At 72.6% G+C, this 20759-nt stretch carries 13 protein-coding genes; 6 read left to right on the forward strand and 7 right to left on the reverse strand.

Annotated elements, in window-relative coordinates; translation table 11 throughout:
* Positions 1–9 precede the first annotated feature (9 nt).
* Complete coding sequence (locus ABZ386_RS13945; RefSeq protein WP_358964799.1) at positions 10–1416, forward strand: MATE family efflux transporter; 1407 nt, start codon at positions 10–12, stop codon at positions 1414–1416.
* 7 nt (positions 1417–1423) lie between these two features.
* Here the strand turns inward: ABZ386_RS13945 and ABZ386_RS13950 are convergent, their stop codons facing one another.
* From ABZ386_RS13950 to ABZ386_RS13975, 6 genes are all read right to left on the reverse strand, one after another.
* Positions 1424–2362, reverse strand: a complete 939-nt coding sequence (locus ABZ386_RS13950; RefSeq protein WP_351334677.1) for a Dyp-type peroxidase — start codon at positions 2360–2362, stop codon at positions 1424–1426.
* Positions 2363–2489: 127 nt separating this feature from the next.
* Positions 2490–4550, reverse strand: a complete 2061-nt coding sequence (locus ABZ386_RS13955) for a beta-galactosidase (protein WP_356499888.1) — start codon at positions 4548–4550, stop codon at positions 2490–2492.
* A 28-nt stretch (positions 4551–4578) separates the two neighbouring features.
* Entirely contained in the window at positions 4579–5397 is an 819-nt protein-coding gene (locus tag ABZ386_RS13960; RefSeq protein WP_358964800.1) for a carbohydrate ABC transporter permease, read from the reverse strand.
* Positions 5397–6335: a sugar ABC transporter permease gene (locus ABZ386_RS13965; protein WP_358964801.1), complete on the reverse strand. Its 939-nt coding sequence runs from the start codon at positions 6333–6335 to the stop codon at positions 5397–5399. The genes ABZ386_RS13960 and ABZ386_RS13965 overlap by 1 nt, the downstream gene beginning before the upstream one ends.
* Positions 6336–6450: 115 nt before the next feature.
* Entirely contained in the window at positions 6451–7800 is a 1350-nt protein-coding gene (locus ABZ386_RS13970) for an extracellular solute-binding protein (RefSeq protein WP_356615383.1), read from the reverse strand.
* A gap of 180 nt (positions 7801–7980) precedes the next feature.
* Positions 7981–9000 (reverse strand): LacI family DNA-binding transcriptional regulator, encoded by a 1020-nt coding sequence (locus tag ABZ386_RS13975; RefSeq protein WP_358964902.1) that lies wholly within the window; start codon positions 8998–9000, stop codon positions 7981–7983.
* 325 nt (positions 9001–9325) lie between these two features.
* Between ABZ386_RS13975 and ABZ386_RS13980 the strand changes: the two genes are divergently transcribed.
* On the forward strand, positions 9326–12427 hold the full coding sequence (locus ABZ386_RS13980) for a beta-N-acetylglucosaminidase domain-containing protein (RefSeq protein ID WP_358964802.1): 3102 nt from the start codon (positions 9326–9328) through the stop codon (positions 12425–12427).
* A 59-nt stretch (positions 12428–12486) separates the two neighbouring features.
* Here the strand turns inward: ABZ386_RS13980 and ABZ386_RS13985 are convergent, their stop codons facing one another.
* Positions 12487–13251, reverse strand: coding sequence for an SIS domain-containing protein (locus tag ABZ386_RS13985; RefSeq protein ID WP_351334660.1), 765 nt, complete (start codon positions 13249–13251; stop codon positions 12487–12489).
* 137 nt (positions 13252–13388) lie between these two features.
* Between ABZ386_RS13985 and ABZ386_RS13990 the strand changes: the two genes are divergently transcribed.
* From ABZ386_RS13990 to ABZ386_RS14005, 4 genes are all read left to right on the forward strand, one after another.
* A complete protein-coding gene (locus ABZ386_RS13990) occupies positions 13389–14273 on the forward strand; it encodes a MurR/RpiR family transcriptional regulator (RefSeq protein ID WP_351334658.1) in 885 nt (294 codons plus the stop codon).
* Between the two features lie 108 nt (positions 14274–14381).
* Positions 14382–18593: an NEW3 domain-containing protein gene (locus tag ABZ386_RS13995; RefSeq protein WP_358964803.1), complete on the forward strand. Its 4212-nt coding sequence runs from the start codon at positions 14382–14384 to the stop codon at positions 18591–18593.
* Positions 18590–19228 carry a peptidyl-prolyl cis-trans isomerase gene (locus ABZ386_RS14000; RefSeq protein WP_358964804.1) on the forward strand — a complete coding sequence of 213 codons (639 nt, stop codon included), beginning with the start codon at positions 18590–18592 and terminating at the stop codon, positions 19226–19228. The genes ABZ386_RS13995 and ABZ386_RS14000 overlap by 4 nt, the downstream gene beginning before the upstream one ends.
* Positions 19229–19383: 155 nt before the next feature.
* Entirely contained in the window at positions 19384–20757 is a 1374-nt protein-coding gene (locus ABZ386_RS14005) for a sugar ABC transporter substrate-binding protein (RefSeq protein WP_358964805.1), read from the forward strand.
* Positions 20758–20759: the final 2 nt, after the last annotated feature.

Here is a 20759-nt window from a genome sequence, read left to right on the forward strand (position 1 = left end):
CGCCCTCAGATGCCGACACCGCTCACCACCCTGCTCCGGGACAGCCGGGCCCTTGCCACCCTGGCCGTCCCGCTCGCCCTGACCCAGCTCGCCCAGGTCGCCCTCACCACCACCGACACGGTGATGATGGGCCTGATGGGCGCCGAGGCGCTGGCCGGCGGCGGCCTGGCGATGGTCGTGTTCAACCAGCTGCGGACCATGGGCGTCGGCCTGGTCACCGCGGTCGGCAACCAGGTCTCCGCCGCCTCCGCCCGCGACGACGACGAGGCGGAACTGTCCGAGGAGGCCGCCGAGGAGGTCCGGGACGTGGTCCGCGCCGCCCTGGCGCTGGCCACCCTGGCCGGCGTCGCCGGCGCCCTGGTCATCCTGCTGATCGGGCGCGCCCTCACCTACCTCGGTCAGGACCCCGAGGTGGTGGACACGGCCTGGCCGCTGCTGCTCGCGCTCGCCCCCGGCCTGGTCCCCTGCCTGTGGTTCCAGGCGATCCGCCAGTTCACCGTCGGCATGCGCCGCCCGCAGGCGCTGCTCCAGATCACGATCGCGTCGGTCGCCGTCAACGCGGGCCTCAACTGGGTCCTCATCCACGGCACCTGGGGCCTGCCGAAGCTGGGTCTGCCCGGCATCGGGCTCGCCACCTCGCTGGTGTACGCGCTGACCTGCGTGGCCCTGTACGTCTCCGCGCGCCGCGACCCCCGGCTCGCCCCGCTCCTGGACATCCGGTTCTGGAAGGCCCGCCCGGCGACCCTGCGCCGGCTGACCGGCCTGGGCGTGCCCATCGCCGCCACCTACGGCTCCGAGGCGGGCTTCTTCTCCGTCGTCGCCCTGCTCATCGGCACGTTCGGCAGTGCGGCGCTGGCCGCGCACACGGCCGTCAACCAACTCATCTACATCGTGTTCCAGGTCGCGGTCGGCCTGTCCCACGCCGCGTCCCTCAACGTCAGCCGGGAACTCGCCCTGGACCGGATCGCCGCCGCGCGGCGCATCAAGAACACGGCGCTGGCGTGCGCCGCGGCCGTGATGGCGGTGGTCGGGGTCGTCTACCTGACCGTGCCCGGACTGGTGCTGCGCCCGTTCATCGACCCGTCCGGGGCGGACGGGCACAGCGCGACGGACATCGCCACCGGCCTGCTGCTGGTCGCCGCCGTGCTCCAGTTCTTCGACTGCGCGCAGAACATCGGCGTCGGCCTGCTGCGCGGCCTCGACGACACGAAGAGCGGCTTCCGGATCACCCTCGTCGGCTACTGGCTGATCGGGCTGCCCGCCGCCTGGCTCCTCGGGCACCTCGCCGGCCTGGAGACCCTGGGCGTCTGGCTCGGCCTGCTCACCGGCCTCGCCGCGACCGCCCTGCTCCTGCTGCGCCGTTACGGCCGGGCGCTGTCCCTGCGGGCGGCGGACCGGCCGGCGGCCGTGGCCTGAGCGGGGGTCAGCCCTCGGGCAGCGAATCCAGGAAGTCCGCCGGCGGCACGAAGAACAGGCTGCCGGTGACGGCCCGCGAGTAGTCCAGCAGCGGGTCGGGTCCCGAGCCCGGCCCGCCCAGGAACATCTTGCGCAGCATCGTCTCGGGTATCTCCGGGGTGCGCGCGTAGGCCACGAAGTACGTGCCGAACTCCCCGTGCCCGGGCCGGCCGAACGGCATCGCCGAGCGCAGTATCTTCTGCTCGGAGCCGTCCGGGCCGAGGACGGTGTTGACGTCCTTGTGGGAGCCGGGCGCGTCCAGTTCGAGGTTGGTGAGCTTGGTGCGGCCTATCACCTTCTCCTGCGCCTCGACGGCGAGGGCCTCCCAGGCGTCCACGTCGTGCAGGTACTTCTGCACGAGCGCGTAACTGCCGCCGCGGAAGCCGGGATCCTCCTCGCCCACCAGGGCCGCGTCCGCCGCGGCCGGGCCGACGGGGTTCTCGGTGCCGTCGACGAAGCCGAGGAGATTGCGCGAGTCGAAGTAGGAGAACGCCTGCGTCTCGTCCCGCACGGTGACCGCGCCGCGCAGCCGCCGCACGATCTCGGCGGCGAGGGCGAAGCACAGGTCGGTGCGGGCGGCCTTGAGGTGGAAGAACAGGTCGCCCGGCGTGGCCGGGGCGTGGTGCCGGGGGCCGGCCAGTTCGCGGAAGGGGTGCAGTTCGGCGGGCCGCGGCCCGCCGAACACCCGGCCCCAGGCCCGGGACCCGACCCCGGCGACGCAGCCGAGACCGCCGTCGGGGCTGGGGAAGCCGACGGAGCGCACCAGGCCCGCGAGGGAGCCCAGCACCTCCCGGACGGCGGCCTCCCCGCCGGGGTCGATCGTGGCGACCAGGAACACCGCGACCGACGCCGGCGGGTTCAGCACCGGCTGCGACAGCGTCTCTCCCGAGGGCAGCGGTGACGTCATGGCTTCCCATCCCTTCGCCCGGCCCGTACGGCCCGCCCGCTCCCCCTCCGGGACGGCGCGGCCCACGCCCCTGACACGATGCCCAGCGAAGGGGCGGCCGGAACTCGACCGGCGGAACGGATGGTTGCTACTCGGCCTCCTCGCGGAGCACCTTGACGTCCCAGGGCCCGAGCGGCACCGCGTCGGCGTACACCGTCTCCGACAGCACGTCCCGCAGGGGGGAGGGCACCGGCACGGACACCTCCTGCCAGGACCAGTTGTGCAGGAACCGCACGCGGCGGCCGTCCCGGGCGGTCGCCGAGGCGGCCGTGACGCTCGGGTGCGCCGGGCGCCAGGCGCCGTCGGGCGCGTACCGGTCGAACAGGGCCCGGGCGAGGACCGGGTCGGGCACGGTCCCCACGTAGGTGACGCGCCCGGCACCGTGGCGGTGGGTGGTGACGGCGGGCCAGCGGCCGAAGTGCGGGTGCGCGTACGCCGCCAGCGTCTCGGCGCCCCGCGGCCGCAGCCCGTCCGCCCAGTGCAGGGCGTGCGCGTCGGCCGGCAGGGGGAGGGACTCCGTGCCGGTGACGGGCAGCGGGTCGCGCAGGTTGCTGAATTCGTCGTACGTCACCCCGGCCGCCTCCGTGAGCCGCCCCGGCTGGAGGTCGGTGCGGGCCCGGGCCTCGGTGTCGCCGTAGCCGGTGCGGGGGCCGAGGACGAGGTGGCCGCCGGCCTCGGCGTAGGCGCGCAGCCGGTCGAGGACGGTGTCGTCGGCGGCGTAGTAGGCGGGGACGACCAGGAGCGGCGGCAGTTCGGTGTCCGGGAGCTGCCCGGGGTGCAGCACGCGCGCCTGGAGCCCCGCGTCGAAGGCCCCTCGGTAGAAGGCGTCGAAGATCCTCTCGTACGACCGCCCGTCCGGGTTCCCGTCGGCGTCGGCCAGCGGCGGCTGCCCCTGGAGCGCCCACTTGCTGGGGCCGTCGTACAGGAACGCGACGTCGGCGTCCGGGGTGAGGGCCGCCACGAGACCCCCGGCCTTCTCCAACTCGGAGCCCAGATCGGACAGTTCGCGGTAGACGCGGCCGGGGCGCCCGTTGTGCGGGAGGATGCCGCCCCAGTAGGTCTCGGCGCCGAAGTGCAGGGTGTGCCAGTGCCAGTACTCGATCATCGACGCGCCCCGGGAGATCAGCGCCCAGGCGGCCTGGCGCCACTGGCCGTCGTAGGCGGGCCGGTTGTCCCAGGATCCGCTGATGGCCTGGGCGTTGGTCTCCGTCACCAGGAAGGGTTCCTGGCGGGAGGAGTACATGCGGTCGGCGCTGCGGTACAGCGCCCAGGTGCCGTTGGTCGTCCAGTTCTGGCCGTCGCCGCCGGTGTCCGGGAGGGCGAGGGCGTCCTGCATCGTGTAGTACGGGTTGCCGGCGGTGACGTCGAGGTGCTCGGTGAGCCGGTCGTCCTCGACGCCCTGGCGGTCGTAGGAGATGCAGGTGGTGACGAACTGGCCGGGGCGGGCGTACTCGCGCACGATGTCCGCCTGCCAGGCGATGAACTCGGTGACGAGCCGGGCCTGGAAGCGCCGCCACGCCAGGTCGTACTGCGGCTGGGCGTTGCCGTCCGGGGTCCACAGGTCGGCCCAGGTGGACAGCCGGTGCGACCAGTAGACCAGGCCCCACTCTCGGTTGAGGGTCTCCACGTCGCCGTACCGGGCGCGCAGTTCGTCGGTGAAGCGCTGGAAGACGCCGTGGTTGTGCAGCAGGTGCAGGCCGGGCTCGTTGTCGACCTGGTAGCCGATGACCGCGGGGTGGTCGGCGTACCGTTCGGTGATCCTGCGGATGATCCGCTCGGCGTGGAAGCGGAACGCCGGGTGGGTGAGGTCGACCTCCTGCCGGGCGCCCCAGCCGAGCCGCTCGCCGGTGCGGGTCTCTCCCGTGATCTCCGGGTACAGGCGGGCCAGCCACGGCGGCACCGCGTACGTCGGCGTGCCGAGGATCACCGAGATGCCCCGCTCGTGGGCGCCGTCCAGGACCGGCTGGAGCCAGTCGAGGTCGAAGCGGCCGTTCTCGGGCTCCCAGGTGGACCACACGGACTCGCCGACGCGGATCACCGTGAAGCGGGCCTCGGCCATCAGGTCGAGGTCGTCCTTGAGGCGGTCGTACGGCTGGTACTCGTGGTAGTAGGCGGCACCGAACAGGACACGTCGGGGCGGCTCGAACATGCTTCTCCTTCAGCTGAGTCGGCGGGTGTCAGCCCTTGACCGCGCCCGTGGACAGGCCTTCGAGGAGCTGCTTGCGCAGCAGCACGAAGAGGGCGACGGCGGGCAGGACGGCGAGGACGGATCCGGCGAGCACGAGGTCGTACTGCCGCTGCTCCGACACGAACAGCGTCTGCAGGCCCAGCGGCAGGGTGTACTGGGAGCTGTCGGAGACCAGCACCAGCGGCCACAGGAAGCTGTTGTAGCTCTGCAGGAACTGCCAGACGGCCAGGGCGCCCAGCGAGGGCCGCAGCAGGGGCAGCACGATGGTCCGGAAGATGCCGAACTCGCTCGCCCCGTCGATCCGGGCGGCCTCCAGCACCGAGTCCGGGATGGCCTGCACGATGTACTGCTGCATCATGAAGATCCCGAAGGCGGGCGCCACCCAGGGCACGATCAGCGCGAACCAGGGGCTGCCGAGGCCGGTCTTGACGAGGATCACGAACAGCGGCACGAGGATCACCGCGAACGGGATCGACAGCGAGCTGAACATGACGTCGAACAGCAGCCGCCTGCCGGCGAAGCGGAACTTGGCGAAGCCGTAGCCGGCGAGCGCGCAGACGAAGACGGACACGGTGGTGGCGACGACGGCGACGACCGTGCTCATCAGGAACCAGCGGCCGAAGGGCTGGTCGGTGAGCAGGGCGCGGTAGTTGTCGAGGGTGAAGGGGTCCGGGACGAGTTCCGGCGGGTAGCCGAAGATGTCGCTGCGCGGCTTGAGCGAGCCGCTCAGCGCCCACACCAGCGGGGCGAGGAAGCCCACGAACAGCAGGACCAGGAAGACGTACAGGGGCAGGCGGGCGCGGGTCATCAGGCGGCCCTCCCGATGCCGAGGAGACGGTTGACGAGCCGGCTGAGGCCGAAGACGACGACGAAGAGGACGACGGCGGCGGCCGCCGCGTAGCCGAACTGCTGGCGCTGGAAGGCGGCCCGGTAGATGAACATGGTCACCGAGAGGGTCGACTCGGCCGGCCCGCCGCCGGTCAGCAGGTAGGGCTCCTCGAAGATCTGGGCCGCGCCGATGAAGGACGTCACGACGACGAACGCCGTCACCGGCTTCAGCGCCGGCAGGGTGACGGTGGTGAAGGTGCGCAGCCGCCCGGCCCCGTCGAGGGCGGCGGCCTCGTACAGCTCCCGGGGCACGTTCTGGAGCCCGGCGAGGAAGAAGACCGTGAGGTAGCCGGTCCAGCGCCACAGCATGACCAGGGCGATGCTCACCTTGGCCAGGTCCGGATCGCCCAGCCAGTCCACGCCGCCGGTTCCGAACAGGGAGCGCAGCACCGCGTTCGCCAGTCCGAACTGCCGGTCGAAGATCAGGCCGAAGATCAGGGCGACCAGGATCGGGGAGACCACGATCGGCACGAAGTAGGCGGTGCGCCACAGGTCGCGCACGCGCAGGCCGCGGGTGCTGAGGGCCTGGGCGATCAGCAGCGCGAGCGGGACGACGAGGCAGGCCGCGACCAGCACGAAGACGGCGGTGTTGCCGAGCGCCCGGTGGAAGCTTATGTCGGTGGCGAGGAGCCGGTAGTTGCGCAGCCCCACCCAGTGCGGGGTACCGAGCCCGACCCACTCGGTGAGGCTCAGCCACAGCGAGACACCGACCGGGACCAGCATGAACAGGACGTAGAGGAGGTAGAAGGGCGAAATGAAGAGGTAAGGCGCCCAGACCTTGCGGGGGCGGTGTTCCTCCCGGCCCGGGGCGCTGTGCGCACGGGCGGCGCCGGGCGGCCCGGTGACGGTGGTGGTCATGATGGGTTCCTCCTGAACCGCTGGGTTCGGCAGCGCTTCCTCAGGGGCGCGGGGCTGTATCGATGTGCGGCTCCGCCGCGTGGGCGCGACACGCCACGACGCCGCCGCAGACGAACTACCGCCCGGCCTGATCACGAAAATCGGCCGCTGTCTGCTTCAACGCCTGACGTGGGGTCAGGTCGCCGTGGTAGGCGCGCAGCAGGTTCCCCCCGAGCACGTCGTAGAGGATCGACTGGTCGGGGCTCTGGTGGAACGGCGGCACGTCGGGCAGCAGGGAGCGGTAGAGGCGGAAGAGCCGCTGCCCGCCGCAGAAGTCGTCCGTGTAGGCGCCCAGGCGGGGATCGTCGAAGACCGAGCGGCGGGTGGGCAGATAGCCGGTCTCGGTGAAGCGGCGGACCTGGCCGTCGTGGGTGAGCCACGTCCGGAAGAGGAACTCCCTGGCCGCGCGGGTGTTGGCCTTGTCCTTGACGACGCCGAAGCCGGTGCCGCCCAGTGCCGCGGTCACCCCGCCGCCGCCTGCGAAGCGGGGCAGGGCGCGGACCCGCCATCTGCCCTTCTGCTCGGGCACGTTGGTGACCAGGCCGTAGTTCTTGTACCAGATGGCCATGGGCAGGCCGATGACCCGGCCCCGTTTCAGCGCGGTCTGCATGCCGGCCCCGTAGTAGTCGGAGACCTCGACGACGAAGCCGCTGCGCAGCCCCTCGCAGAGGAACCGCAGCACCTCCTCGGCCTCGGGCGAGTCCAGGCGCAGGTTCCCGGCGGCGTCGAAGAAGGTGCCGCCGCGCTGGTAGAGCAGCATCTGGAAGGACTGCACGACCTGGGCCGGGTCGCTGCCGACCGTGGAGACCACGCACATCGAGGCCCCGTGGTCCCGGTGCGCCCGGGCGCCGGCCTCGGCGAACTCCTCCCAGGTCGCCACGTCTTCGGGGAGGCCGTACTCCTCGAAGAGGTCGTGGCGGTAGAAGTAGACGACCATCGGGGTGTCCGAGTCGAAGGCGTAGACGCTGCCGTCCTTGCTGAAGGGGGCGGTCCGGGCCGGCAGCAGGTCGTCCTTGAGGCCGGGTACGGCCTCGATGTCGGGGGTGAAGTCGTACAGCAGCCGCTCGGCGATGTCGCCGCGCAGCATGCGCGGGAAGCTGGCGATCTCGAAGCCGACGAGGTCGGGGGTGCCGCGGCCGGCGACGGCCTGGGCGAGCAGCTTGGTGACGATGTCCGGGGCGCCGGCGCGGGTGACCTTCAGGTGGTAGCGGAAGGCGGTGGCGCGGTCGGCCTCCGGGACGCCCTTGGCGAAGAACGCCTCGTAGCCCGGGTCGTGGGTCCACAGGGAGAGGGTGACGTCGCCGGAGGTGCGGGGCGTGGTGCTGCCCCCGCCGCAGGCGGCGAGTGCGGCGGTGGTGCCGAGGCCGAGGGCTCCGCGCAGCAGGGCGCGGCGGGTCGGCGGGGCGGGGGGCGGTGGGGTGTACACACGTGGCTCCTCACGTGGTGCGGCTCGGGCCGGTGGGCGCCCGACGGGCGGGCGGCGCGTGCGGCGGCGGTCCCGGACGGCGCACGCGGGCAGGGCGCGCCGGGCCGGCGGCGGGTGCCGTGGCGGCCGTGGCGTCAACGGTCGGTGGGGGCGGGGCGGGGCGGTCGGGAGTGGAAGGGGTCAGGGGGCCGGGGCGGGGTGGGGCGCGGGGCCGGGGTCGCGTGCCGGCCCGGTCGAGGCCCGTACGGTCAGTTCGACCGCCAGGCCGGCCGGTGCGGCCGGTGCGGGGCGGCCCTCGATCAGGGCGATCAGTACGTCGACGGCGCGGTCGGCGACGGCGGCGAAGTTCTGCCGGACGGTGGTCAGCGGTGGGGAGAGGTAGGCGGCGGCGGGGATGTCGTCGTAGCCGACGACACTCACGTCGCCGGGGACGGCCCGTCCCGCGTCGGCGAACGCGCGCAGCGCGCCGATGGCCATGTCGTCGTTGGCCGCGAACACGGCTGTGACGTCGGAGAGTCCGGCGAGCTGCCGCCCCGCGGCGTAGCCGGAGGCCGGGCTCCAGTCGCCCGGTGACGGCAGGGGCGGCTCCGGAGCGCCGGCGGCGGCGAGGGCCTCCCGCCAGCCGCGCAGGCGGTCGCGGGCGGCCCACCAGTCCTGCGGCCCGGGGAGGTGCCAGACCGTGCGGTGGCCCAGGGAGAGCAGGTGCTCGGTGGCGATCCGGGCGGCCGTGACGCCGTCGGCGCCGACCACCGCGCTCGTGCCCGGTGTCAGCTCCACGCCCTCGCCGAGGCTGACCACCGGCACGTCCGCGCTCAGTCTCAACGGCGTGCCGTCGTCGATGGGCTCGGACAGCACGATCCCGTCCACGCCCTGTTCCAGCAGCGCGTCCACGGCCACCGAGACGCGCTGCCCCTCCAGGGTGCTGGCGAGGGCGACGGAGTACCCGGCGCGCTGCATGGCCCGCTCCAGGGCGATGAGCAGGGTCGACGGGCCGTAGAGCGAACTGCCGAGCGAGACCACGCCGATCCGGCGGTAGCGGCCGAGGAGCAGGGCACGGGCCGCGGTGTTGGGACGGTAGTCCAGGTCGCGGACGGCCCTGAGGACGCGGTCGCGCACCTCCGGGCTGACGTGCGGCTCGCCGTTGACCACTCGGGACACGGTCTTCTGCGACACCCCGGCGGCCCGGGCGACCTCGGTCATGCCGGGCCCGCGGCGACGACGCCCGCCGGCGGCCGGGCTGCCGTCGGCTCCGCTCGCGGTCATGGGCGCTCCCAGGAGATTCGGCGGGTCCGTCGATGTCGCTGTCCGACTACGTAGTCAGGCGCAGCTCGAAGAAGTTGCGGCCTCTGATGACTACGTAGTCAAGCCAGTCTGTGAGCCGGTGCGGGCCGCGTCAAGAGGCGCGGCGCGGACGATCCTCCGAACAGGCGGCATTGATTGATGCATTCAGCATATCTAGCATCACTCGGTGGCTCCATTCACCTCTTCCCTCACGGGCCGTTGACCCCGGCCGGAAGGAGCATCCGTGTTCCCAGCCACTCGTTTCAGACGGCTCGCCGTCGTGCCGCTGCTGGCCCTGGGCCTCACGCTCACGCCGGTGCCGCCCGCGGCCGCCGCACCGAACGAGCCCCCGAAGGGCCATCCGCCCCAGGTGTGGCCGCAACCGAAGAGCATGCACACCGGGCGCGGCCGGCTCACGGTCCCCGAGCGGGTCGTGGCGGTCGTCGGGCGCGGGACCGACCCGTCGGCCCGGCGGGTCGTCGAGGCCGTACTGCGTGACGCCGGCGCCCGGCGGATCGACACGGTCACCCGGCCGCCGGCCCGGGCCGCCTTCACGGTCTTCCTCGGCGGACCGGAGGAGAACACCGCGACGGCTCCGGCCCTGAGGCGCCTGAAGGCCCCGTCCCCGGCCGGACTGCCCTCCGGCGGTTACGTCCTCGCCTCCGGCCGCAGCGACGGCCGGACCCTCCTCGCCCTGTCCGGCACCGATCGCACCGGCACCTTCTACGCCGCCCAGACCCTGCGCCAACTGGTCACCCGGACCGTGCCCGAGGTGAGCGTCCGGGACTGGCCGACGGCGGCGCTGCGCGGCGTGATCGAGGGCTTCTACGGCACCCCCTGGTCGCACGCCGAACGCCTGAGACAGCTCGACTTCTACGGCCGCACCAAGCAGAACGTGTACGTCTACTCCCCCAAGGACGACCCGTACCTGCGCGAACGCTGGCGCGACGCGTACCCGCCCGCCGAACTGGGGCGGTTGAAGGAACTGGCCGACCGGGCCGCCGCCAACCACGTCCGCCTCACCTACGCCCTCTCCCCGGGCCTGTCCGTCTGCTACTCCTCGGACGCCGACCTCCAGGCCCTCCTGCGCAAGCTGGACTCGCTGTACGCGATCGGCGTGCGCTCCTTCGCGATCCCGCTGGACGACATCAGCTACACCAAGTGGAACTGCGCCGCCGACGAGCGGGAGTTCGGCACGGGAGGCGGCGCCGCCGGGACGGCCCAGGCCCAGCTGCTCAACCGGGTGTGGCGGGACTTCTCGGCCGGCCACCCGGGTCTGGAGCCGCTGGAGATGGTCCCCACCGAGTACTCCGACCTCGCCGACTCCCCCTACAAGAAGGCACTCCGGGAGAAACTCGACCCGTCCGTGGTCGTGGAGTGGACCGGCGTCGGTGTGATCGCCCCGGCCATCACCGCCGAGCAGGTCGCGCGGGCCCGCGAGGTCTACGGGCATCCGATCCTGATCTGGGACAACTACCCGGTGAACGACTACGTCACCAGCCGTCTGCTCCTCGGCCCCTACACCGGCCGCGAGCCCGGCGTGGCGAAGGCGGCGACCGGTGTGACCGCCAACCCGATGGTGCAGGGCGAGGCCAGCCGCATCGCCCTGTTCACCTCCGCCGCCTACCTGTGGAACCCGGACGCCTACGACCCGCGGGCCGCCTTCCTCGCCTCTGTCCGGGATCTCGCCGGGGCGGACGCCGCCCCGTGGCTGCGGATCTTCGCGGAGAACAACCACTCGTCCCAGCTCGACCCGACCGAGTCCCCCACGCTGAGCGCGCTGATCGCCCGGTTCCGCACGGCCTACGACGGCGGCTCCGGCCTGGACCGCGCCGCCGCCGCGCTCCGCTCGTACTTCGCCGGCATGGCGGCCACGCCCGCCGAACTCCGCGCCCGCCTCGACAACCCGGGCTTCCTCACGGAGACCGCGCCCTGGCTGGACAAGCTGGGCCGCTACGGCACCGCCGGGCAGACGGCCGTGGATCTGCTGCTCGCCGGCAGGCGGGGCGACACCGACGCCGTCACCACGTATTGGAACCGGCTCCGGGCCCAGCGCAAGGAGCTGGACGCGATACCCCAGCAGGTGGCCCCGGGCGTGATGGACCAGTTCCTGTACTCGGCGATGACCGAGAACGCGCCCGACCCGGGCGTGGACGCCGCGTTCGCGCCGGGATCCGTCAGCCTGAAGCCGGGCGGTTCCGCGCAGGTGACCCTCTCCTTCTCCGACGACGCCGACACCGACGCCCGGACGGTCGCCTGGAGACTGAGCGCCCCCGGCGGCGTCACCGTCTCGCCCGCCGAGGGGACCGTGACCGTCCCGGCCGGGGGCAGCTCGTCCGCGACGGTGACCGTGACCGCCGCGGCCGGTGCGTCCGCCGGTGTGCGCTCCGTCGTGGTGTCCGGCGACGGACTCGTCGGCCGCGCGCTGCCCGTCCAGGTCACCGACGGCACCGGCACGACGAGAGCGCTGACCGCCAACTTCAGTGGCGCGTCCGTCACTTCGATCGACCTGGGCTCGAAGCACACCACGGAGATCCCCGTGGGCGCCAACCCCGGCGAGGTGGTGACGAGTGCCGACGGGCGCACCGCCTACGCGGCCAACCAGGGCTCGAACGCGGTCAGCGTGATCGACGTGGCGCAGGGGAAGGTCACCGCCTCCGTCCCGGTCGGCAAGGTCCCCGCCGGGCTCGCCCTCACCCCGGACGGCGGCACCCTCTGGGTCGCCAACTACGGGGACGGCACGGTCCAGCCCGTCGACACGGCCTCCAACACCCCGGGCCCGCCCGTCCGGGTCGGCAACGGGCCCGAGAACATGGCCGTCACCCCCGACGGCCGCACCCTCTACGTGCCCAACATCAAGGACAACACCGTCACGCCGGTCGACCTGACCACCCGCAAGGCCCGGGCCGCCGTCCCGGTGGGCCCGAGCCCCTTCAACATCGTCGCCGCGCCCGACGGGAAGCGGGTGTACGTGTCCAACTCCGGTGGCTCGACGGTCACTCCGATCGACACGGCCACGCAGGACACCGAGCCGACGCTCCTGGTCTCCGGCCAGGCCTACGGTCTCGCCCTGTCGCCGGACGGCCGGACCCTGTGGGTCAGCCCGAGCACCGGCGACACCGTCACGCCCGTCGACACCGTCACCGGCGTCCCGGGCAAGAGGGTGACGGTCGGCAGGTCGGCCTTCGACGTCGCCCTGGACTGGAACGGCTCCACGGCGTACGTCACCACGGCCGACGCGGGCGAACTCGTCCCGGTCCACACGGGCTCCGGCACCGTCGGGACACCGCTGGCGACCGGCGCCTATCCGCTGGCCGTGGCGCTGACGCCCGTACCGGTGGGGTGACATGCAGCGGCCGGGGCCCCGACGAGGAGCCCCGGCCGTCCGGTCCGGGCGGGTCCGGCTCAGCTCGCCGTGCGGCGGATCCGGCCCGCGTACTTCTTCTCCAGCTCCAGGTTGCCCTCGAACCCGCCGGGCACGTTGGCCGAGACGTAGACCGGGGGGCGCTCCCCGGCGGCGAGGAGGCGGCCGGCCGCCTCGGCGACCGTCATCTGGACCAGCATCACGCCGGTGAGCGTGGACAGGGCGCAGACCGAGCCGCCGCCGGGCAGTTCGAGCAGGGAGTCGCCGCGCGGGGCCGCGTTGTCGAGGACGACGTCGGCGATGTCGGCCAGCTTCCGGCCGCTGGGATGGGCGGCGGGGACGGCCCGGGTGTGGGTGAGGGAGGTGAGGGCCAGGACGCGGTGGCCGCGCTCCTTGGCGTGCAGGGCCATCTCCACGATCACGTTGTTGACACCGGAGTTGGAGATGACGACGAACAGGTCCTCGGGGCGCGGGGCGGCGAGGTCGTAGAGCCGCGCGGCCACCCCGGCCCGGCGTTCGAGGAGCGGGTCGTCGAGGACGGACGGGTCCTCACCGCCGTAGAGGACGAGGTCGGCGATGCTCAGCCGGTTGGTGGGGACCAGTCCGCCGGCGCGGCCGGCGAGTTCGAGGACGAGGGCCTGCGAGTGGCCGGTGCCGAAGGCCTGGACGACCCCGTCGGAGCGCACGCACGCGGCGACCAGCTCGGCGGCGGCGGCCACGTCGTCGCGGGAGGACTCGATGACCTTCTGCAGGACGGCGAGGCTCTCCCGCGCGAACCCCTGGGCGCTCACAGACTCGACGGACACGCGACACTCCCCACTGATGGATTGAACCACCCTATACTTCTCCATCGATGAATCAATAAATCACAGCCCTCGGCCTGCGGGCAATCGGGTCCTGGTATTCAATCCGCGCCCCGAAGGGTGGCTGGTACCTTCTCCCCATGCCTCCCACGGACGTCACCACACTGATCCGCACCGAGCTGCCCCGGCTGGCGGGGTCCCTGCGGAAGGTCGGCGAGCTGATCCTGGAGGATCCGGCCGCCGTCACCCACTGCTCGGCCGCCGAGCTGGGCCGCCGCACCGGCACCTCCCAGGCGACGGTGACCCGTTTCTGCCGCGCCATCGGGCTCGACTCCTACCAGCACCTGCTGATCGAACTGGCCCAGGAGCGCGGCCGCGGCGAGGCCTCCGACTGGGGCACCGCCGAGATCGGCCCGGACATCTCGCCCGACGACAGCCTGGAGCGGGTCGTGCAGGTCGTCGGCACCGCGGACCTGCGGGCGGTACAGCAGACCATCGACCGGATCGACCTCGACGCGGTCGAGCGCGCGGCGCAGGCGACGGCCCGGGCCCGCCGGATCGACGTCTACGGTGTCGGCGGCAGCGGGGCCGTGGCCCAGGAGACCGAGACCCGGCTGTTCCGGATCGGCTGCGCGGTGCGCGGCTGGACCGAGGTGCACGCCGCGACGACCTCCGCCGCCCTGCTCACCCCGGCGGACGTGGCGATCGGCATCTCCCACTCGGGGGTGACGCGCGAGACCATCGAGCCGTTCGAGCTGGCCAAGGAGCGCGGCGCCACCACCGTCGCGATCACCGCCGACCCGCGCTCGCCGCTGGCCCGGGCCGCCGATGTCCGGCTCGTCTCCTCGTCCTCCGAGACCAGCTTCCGCACCGGCAGCATCGGCGCCCGCCACAGCGTGCTGGTGCTCATCGACTGCCTGTACGTCCGGGTCGCCCAGCTCTCCTACCAGCGGGCGAGCGCCTCGCTGGCGCTGACCGACCACATCGCCGGGCAGCATGCCGTGAGGTCCCGGCGGGGCAGGTGACCCTGGCCGGGCATGCATGGATGAACCACCAAGTTGACGCGAAGGTGGTTGTTTGAATCACTCCTGCCGTGCAGGATGGGGCTCCCCCAGAGCACTCGTAGGAGCCCCATGCGCGTCACCTCTGTCGAGTCGACCGAGCTCTTCACCGGGACCACCGAGCAGCCGCGCCAGGTGGTCGCCGTCGAGCTGAGCCACACGCCGGGCCGGACCGTCCGGCTCACCGTCGAGGGCCCGGGCCTCACCGGCACCACCGAGGCCACCGTCGGCGACGACGGCACGGCACGCGCCGAGATACCCGTGACCGGCGAGGACCTGGTCCCCGGCGACCGGCGGGAGATCACGGTCACCGCCACCGACGGCGACGAGTCCGCCTCCCGCACGGGCCTGTTCACGGCGGCCGAACCCGGCTGGACCATGTTCATGGTCAGCCACTTCCACTACGACCCCGTCTGGTGGAACACCCAGGGCGCCTACACCGAGACCTGGGACGTCGCCGACGACCCCGCCGCCACCGGCCTGCCCGCCCGGACCTTCGACTCGCGCGGCCAGTCCGGCATGAGCCTCGTGCGGGCCCACTGCGACCTGGCCCGGCGCGACCCGGCGTACACCTTCGTGCTCGCCGAGGTCGACTACCTCAAGCCCTACTGGGACGCCTTCCCGGAGGAGCGCGCCTTCCTGCGGCAGCTGATCCGCACCGGCCGCGTGGAGATCATGGGCGGCACCTACAACGAGCCCAACACCAACCTCACCGGCGCCGAGGCCACCATCCGCAACGCCCTGTACGGCGACGGCTTCCAGCGCGGCATCATCGGCGCGTCCCCGGAGACCGCCTGGCAGCTGGACGCCTTCGGGCACGACCCGCAGTTCCCGGGACTGATGGCGGACGCGGGGGTGAGCTCCAGCTCGTGGGCGCGCGGGCCGTTCCACCAGTGGGGGCCGACGCTGTCGGTCTTCGGCGAGGAGCCCCGGGACCCGAACCGGATGCAGTTCCCGGCCGAGTTCGACTGGATCGCCCCGTCGGGCCGCGGGCTGCTGACGGCGTACATGGTCAACCACTACGGCGCCGGCTGGGCGATCGACAACGCGCCCACCCTGCCCGCTGCGGAGGCCGCCGCGTACCAGCTCTTCCAGCGGCTCAAGCAGGTCGCCCTCACCCGCAACGTGCTGCTCCCGGTCGGCGGGGACTACGCGCCGCCGTGCCGCTGGGTGATGGACATCCACCGCGACTGGAACGCCCGCTACGTCTGGCCGCGGTTCATCAGCGCGATCCCCCGGGACTTCTTCGCCGCCGTCCGCGCGGAACTGGCGGCGGAGGGCCGCAGGGCATCGCCCCAGACCCGCGACATGAACCCGATCTACACCGGCAAGGACGTCTCCTACATCGACACCAAGCAGGCCCAGCGGTACGGCGAGACCCTCCTCGCCGACGCCGAGGCCTGGGCGACCCTCGCCTCGCTCGTCACCGGCCGGCCGTACCCCGACGCGGCCCTCGACAAGGCCTGGCGGCAACTCGTCTACGGCGCCCACCACGACGCCATCACCGGCTCCGAGTCGGACCAGGTCTACATCGACCTGATGACCGGCTGGCGGGAACTGCACGACCTGGCCGTGAGCGTGCACGCCGACGCCACCCAGGCCCTCGCCGACCAGGTCACCCCGGGCGACGGCCCCGACCTGGTCGTGTTCAACTCCGCGACCTGGACGCGGCAGGACGTGCTCACGATCGACGACCCGGGGCTCGTACCGGACGGGCTGCCCGCGGTCCGGGAGGACGGCCGGCTCCACGTCGTCGTCCCGGAATCGCCCGGCATGGGCCTCAAGGCGCTCCCGCTCACCGAGGGGACCGCCCCCGGCTGGACGCCCGGCGAGGGCCTCACCATCCGCAACGAGTTCTACGAGGTGACGGTCGACCCGGCGCGCGGCGGCGGCGTCAGCAGTCTGCGCGCGCTCACCGAGGGCGGCCGGGAACTGCTCCGGGACGGGGACATCGGCAACGAGATCGTCGTCCAGGAGGAGTACCCGAGGCACCCGCGCTTCGGGGAGGGCCCCTGGCACCTCACCCCGACCGGCACGACCGCCGCCCGCAGCCGGGACGTGACCGCCGAGGTACAGGTCGAGCACTCCCCCGCCGGTTCCCGCATCACCGTCACCGCCGACCTCGGCCTCTTCCGCTGCACCCAGCGGCTGACGCTGTGGCAGGGCGTCGACCGGCTCGACGTCACCACGACCGTCGACGGGTACGACGGCGCCGACCGGCTGATCCGGGTGCGGTGGCCGTCGGACGTGCGGGGCGGGCTGCCGGTGCACGAGGTGGCGGACGCGGTGATCGGGCGCGGCTTCGGGTTCGTGGAGGTGGACAGCGAGCGGTTCCCGTGGACGCTGGACAACCCGGCGAACACCTGGTTCGGCCTCGGCTGCACCGCCCGAGTCGCCGTCCACGACGACTCCGGCGCGCTCCTCGGGCATCGCGCGATCGGCGTCGCCGAACTCGTCTACCCCGACTGGGACAGCGCGGGCGACCTCGGCGCGCCGCTGGCGGCGGCACTGGTCCGCGCCGGGGTCACGGCGACCTCGACCGTCGCGGGCGGCCCCCGCTACGGCGACCTGGAGGTCGACTCCAACCTGCCCGACATCCGGATCGCCGTCGGCGGCCCCGACCGCAACGCCGTGGTCGCCGAGGCGCTCGGCTGGGACCCGGCGGCCGGCCGGGAACTGAAGCGCCAGCTCGCCGAGCGGGGCGTGGCCGCCGTGTGGGTCGCGCCGCGCGCCTGCCTGCGCGAGGAGTGGATCCCCGGAGCCGACCTGCGCGATCTGGAACGGCTGCCGCTGCTGGTGGTGGCGGGCGCCCGCCCCGAGGACGACGCCAAGGCGGTCGACGCGGTCGTCGCCGAACTGGACGACTTCACGGTGACGGCCACGGCCGCAGGCGGCGGCGAGGCCCTGCCGCCCGGCGACGCCTGGGACGGCCGGAGCTTCGCCATCCTCAACCGCGGCACGCCCGGCTGCGTGGTCACCGCCTCCGGCGACCTCTACATGTCCCTGATGCGCTCCTGCACCGGCTGGCCGTCCGGCATCTGGATCGACCCGCCGCGCCGGACCGCCCCGGACGGCTCGGGCTTCCAGCTCCAGCGCTGGTCGCACACCTTCGAGTACGCGGTCGTCGCGGGCACCGGCGACTGGCGCGACCTGCGGCTGCCGCAGGCGGGCCACGCGTACAACCACCCGCTCACGGCACGCGTCCGCCGTTCCTCCGACGGCTCGCTCCCCCGCAGCTCGGCCCTGCTGCGGCTGGAGCCCGCCGGCGAGGTGCTCCTCGACGCGCTCAAGCCGGCCGGGTCCCCGCTGGCCCGGGGCAGCGAGGCCGGCGTCGATCCGGGGCAGGGCGTCGTGGTCCGTGTGCACGAGGCGGCCGGCCGGCCCGCGACGGCACGGGTGACCGGGCCGGTGCCCTGGACGGCCGGCGCCCGCGCCGACGTCCTGGAGAGGCCCGGGGCGCCCCTCGCCCCGGAGGAGACCGGCGGCCTCGAAGCCGACCTGACCGGCTTCGAGGTCGCCACCCTCCTCGCCACGCCCGCCCGGCCGCCCCGACGGATGTCCGGGCCCGGCGTCGCCGCCCACGAGCCCGCCCAGCCGGTCGCCACCCGCTACTGGCTCCACAACTCCGGCCCCGCCCCGCGCGGCAACATGCCGGTCGCCGTGTACCTCTCCCCCACCACCCTCACCGCCGACGGCCCGGTCACCGCGACGGTCCGGGTCTCCTCGGAGCTGACCGACGCCCCGGCCTCCGGCACGGTCACCTTCGAGACACCTCCCGGCTGGACCGCCGAACCCGCCGAACTGCCCTACGCCCTCGCCCCCGGCGGCTTCACCCTCACGGACATCACGGTGACCCCGCCCCCGGACGCGACGCCCGGCCGCCACTGGCTCGCCGCGCGACTGTCGTACGGCGGCCAGACGTTCGAGGACGTGGTGGCCCTGGACGTGCCGGCCGGTCACACCGGCCCGACGCTCGTGGCGGACCTGGGAACCGACCGGATCTCCGTCCGCCGCGGCGAACGGGCCCGGGTCCCCGTGACCCTGCGCAACACCACCCAGGGCCCCGTCAACGGCACCCTGTGGGCCGTCTCCTCCTGGGGCACCTGGCCCGGCGTCACACCAGGCTGCCAGGGCTTCACGGTGCCCGGCGGGGAGCAGGTGGAGTCCGTGATCGAGGTGGACGGCACCGCGATCCCACCGGGTTCGTACTGGCTGCTGGCGAAGGTGGCTTGGCACGGCTGCGTGGCCTATACGAAGGCCATCGAGCTGGAGGTGACGCCATGACGGAGGACTACGCGGCAAGAGTCCGAGGCAAACCGATCCCCAAGCAGCACGTGGAAACGTTCCTCGGCACCAGTTCCCCTAGGGGCGCGGGGAACTGCGCGACCAGCCACGACGCAGCCGCACAAGCAAGACGACACCGCCAACAACGGCGCTGGGCGACGCAGGTCATCGTCACCGACGAACTCGCCCGCCGAGCCTGCGCGGAACGCGGCCTCACCCCACCACCCGACGCCCGGCCGATGCACCTCCTCACCATCCCCGAAACCGACGTCGCAGACCTCGGCAGCATCGTCGCGGCAGCCCTCGCCCACTCCCCCGCCGCCCAAGCCCTCCTCACCGCCCTGGAACGCGAACAGGAGGTCCCGGAGACGGCCGTACGGGACTACTACGACCGCAACCGGGACCGCTTCCTCACCCCCGACGCCCTGCGCAGAGGCGCGGACCCCTACGCGGAGCCCGCGGACATCCAGCCGTACGAGCACGTCCGCGACGGCATCGCCCAGGAACTACGCCACGCCGCGGCCCGCCGCGCGTTCTTCGACTGGCTGGACGCGGCCCGAGCCGATGTCGAGTACGCCGAAGGCCACGAACACCCCGGCGACCCGACCCACCAGGACCACGAACACCGGCACTGATCCACCCGCGCTGATCGCCGTACGCAATCGCCGTACGCAATCGAACAGCAACACGGCAAACCATTGACCTCCGATGAATTCTGGTCCACCTTTTCATCAATCGAAGTCCAACTTGGTGATTTGAGCCAGCACCGACTGGTCCCAGGAGGGCAGCAATGCACGCAAGAAGACTCACCGGATCCCTGACCTGTCTGGTCGTCCTGACGCTGACGGCCGCCGGCTGCGGCCTGTCCGGCGGCGGATCCGGCGGCGGTGACGCCACGGCCGGCGGCTGCAAGGTCGACAAGGGCAACGTCGGCTCCGGCAAGCTCTCCGGCGAGGTCAAGGGGAAGATCACCTTCCAGACCACCAACCTGAAGAAGGACTTCGGGAAGTACTTCAACGGCGTCATCGACGCCTTCGAGCAGGCGCACCCCGGCACCAAGGTCAACTGGATCGACGACCCGGGCGACGCCACCTTCACCCAGCGCCTGGTCGCCGACGCGCAGGGCTGCACGCTGCCCGACGTGGTGAACATCAACGTCAACACGGCGGTGGCGCTGACGAAGAACGGCTACCTGCTGAACCTGGACGACAAGGCCCCGGACGCGGGCAAGCCGTTCGTGCCCGCCTTGTGGAAGTCGAGCATGTACGCCGACGCGGACGGCAAGAAGGTGCACAGCGTCCTGCCCTGGTACTCCGGCGGCATCGTGCAGACCTTCAACACCGACCTGATGAAGAAGGCGGGCCTGGACCCGGCCAAACCTCCGACGACCGTCCTCGGGCTCTTCGACGACGCGGAGAAGATAGCCAAGGTCTCCGGCGGCAAGTACTACGCGTTCCTCGCCAACCCGCAGCTGCGCATCCCCGCCGACTGGCAGCAGATGGGCGTCAAGGTCCTGTCCGAGGACGGCAAGAAGTTCACCTTCGCCGACGACCCGAAGACGGTCCAGTGGGTGGAGGCGATGACGAAGCTGTACAAGGCCGGCGGCATGCCCCGCGACTCGCTGTCCTCCACGCAGGACCCGGCCAACGTCTACGGCCAGGGCAAGCTGGTCTACGGGCCCACCAACCCCAACTTCCTGCGGTTCATCCAGCAGAACAACCCGAGCGTCTACAAGAAGACCGGCGTGGCCCGCTACATGCTGGACGCCCTCGGTCACACCGTCGGCGCCCCGCAGTACATCGGCGTCGCTTCCACCAGCAAGAACGCGGCGACCGCGCTGGCCTTCGCGCGGTTCCTGACCAACACGGAGAACCAGCTGGAGTGGGCGAAGGACCCGAACGTCGTCATCTTCCCCTCCACCACGGCCTCCCTGAACGACCCGTTCTTCCAGTCGGTCAAGGGCGACGACCCCTTCGCCGAGGCCCGCAAGATCGTCGCCAGTGACCGCAAGACCGCCACGGCCGACGAGATCGCCCTGACGCCGGGCGAGCTGAACGCCATCTCGGCCCAGATCCAGCTGGCCATGCAGGGCAAGAAGAGCGCCGCGGACGCTCTGAAGGAGGCGCAGTCCAAGGCCAACCAGCTGATCGAGCAGGGCAGTTGAGG

The organism is Streptomyces sp. NPDC006140 (assembly GCF_040628815.1).
GTDB lineage: Bacteria > Actinomycetota > Actinomycetes > Streptomycetales > Streptomycetaceae > Streptomyces.

Bases quoted from the DNA above. Each gene is read 5' to 3' on its own strand.
- ABZ386_RS13950 (WP_351334677.1), bottom strand. From the start codon at position 2,362: ATGACGTCACCGCTGCCCTCGGGAGAGACGCTGTCGCAGCCGGTGCTG.
- ABZ386_RS14000 (WP_358964804.1), top strand. From the start codon at position 18,590: ATGACGGAGGACTACGCGGCAAGAGTCCGAGGCAAACCGATCCCCAAG.
- ABZ386_RS13995 (WP_358964803.1), top strand. From the start codon at position 14,382: ATGCGCGTCACCTCTGTCGAGTCGACCGAGCTCTTCACCGGGACCACC.
- ABZ386_RS13990 (WP_351334658.1), top strand. From the start codon at position 13,389: ATGCCTCCCACGGACGTCACCACACTGATCCGCACCGAGCTGCCCCGG.
- ABZ386_RS13955 (WP_356499888.1), bottom strand. From the start codon at position 4,550: ATGTTCGAGCCGCCCCGACGTGTCCTGTTCGGTGCCGCCTACTACCAC.
- ABZ386_RS13960 (WP_358964800.1), bottom strand. From the start codon at position 5,397: ATGACCCGCGCCCGCCTGCCCCTGTACGTCTTCCTGGTCCTGCTGTTC.
- ABZ386_RS13975 (WP_358964902.1), bottom strand. From the start codon at position 9,000: ATGACCGAGGTCGCCCGGGCCGCCGGGGTGTCGCAGAAGACCGTGTCC.
- ABZ386_RS13945 (WP_358964799.1), top strand. From the start codon at position 10: ATGCCGACACCGCTCACCACCCTGCTCCGGGACAGCCGGGCCCTTGCC.
- ABZ386_RS14005 (WP_358964805.1), top strand. From the start codon at position 19,384: ATGCACGCAAGAAGACTCACCGGATCCCTGACCTGTCTGGTCGTCCTG.
- ABZ386_RS13965 (WP_358964801.1), bottom strand. From the start codon at position 6,335: ATGACCACCACCGTCACCGGGCCGCCCGGCGCCGCCCGTGCGCACAGC.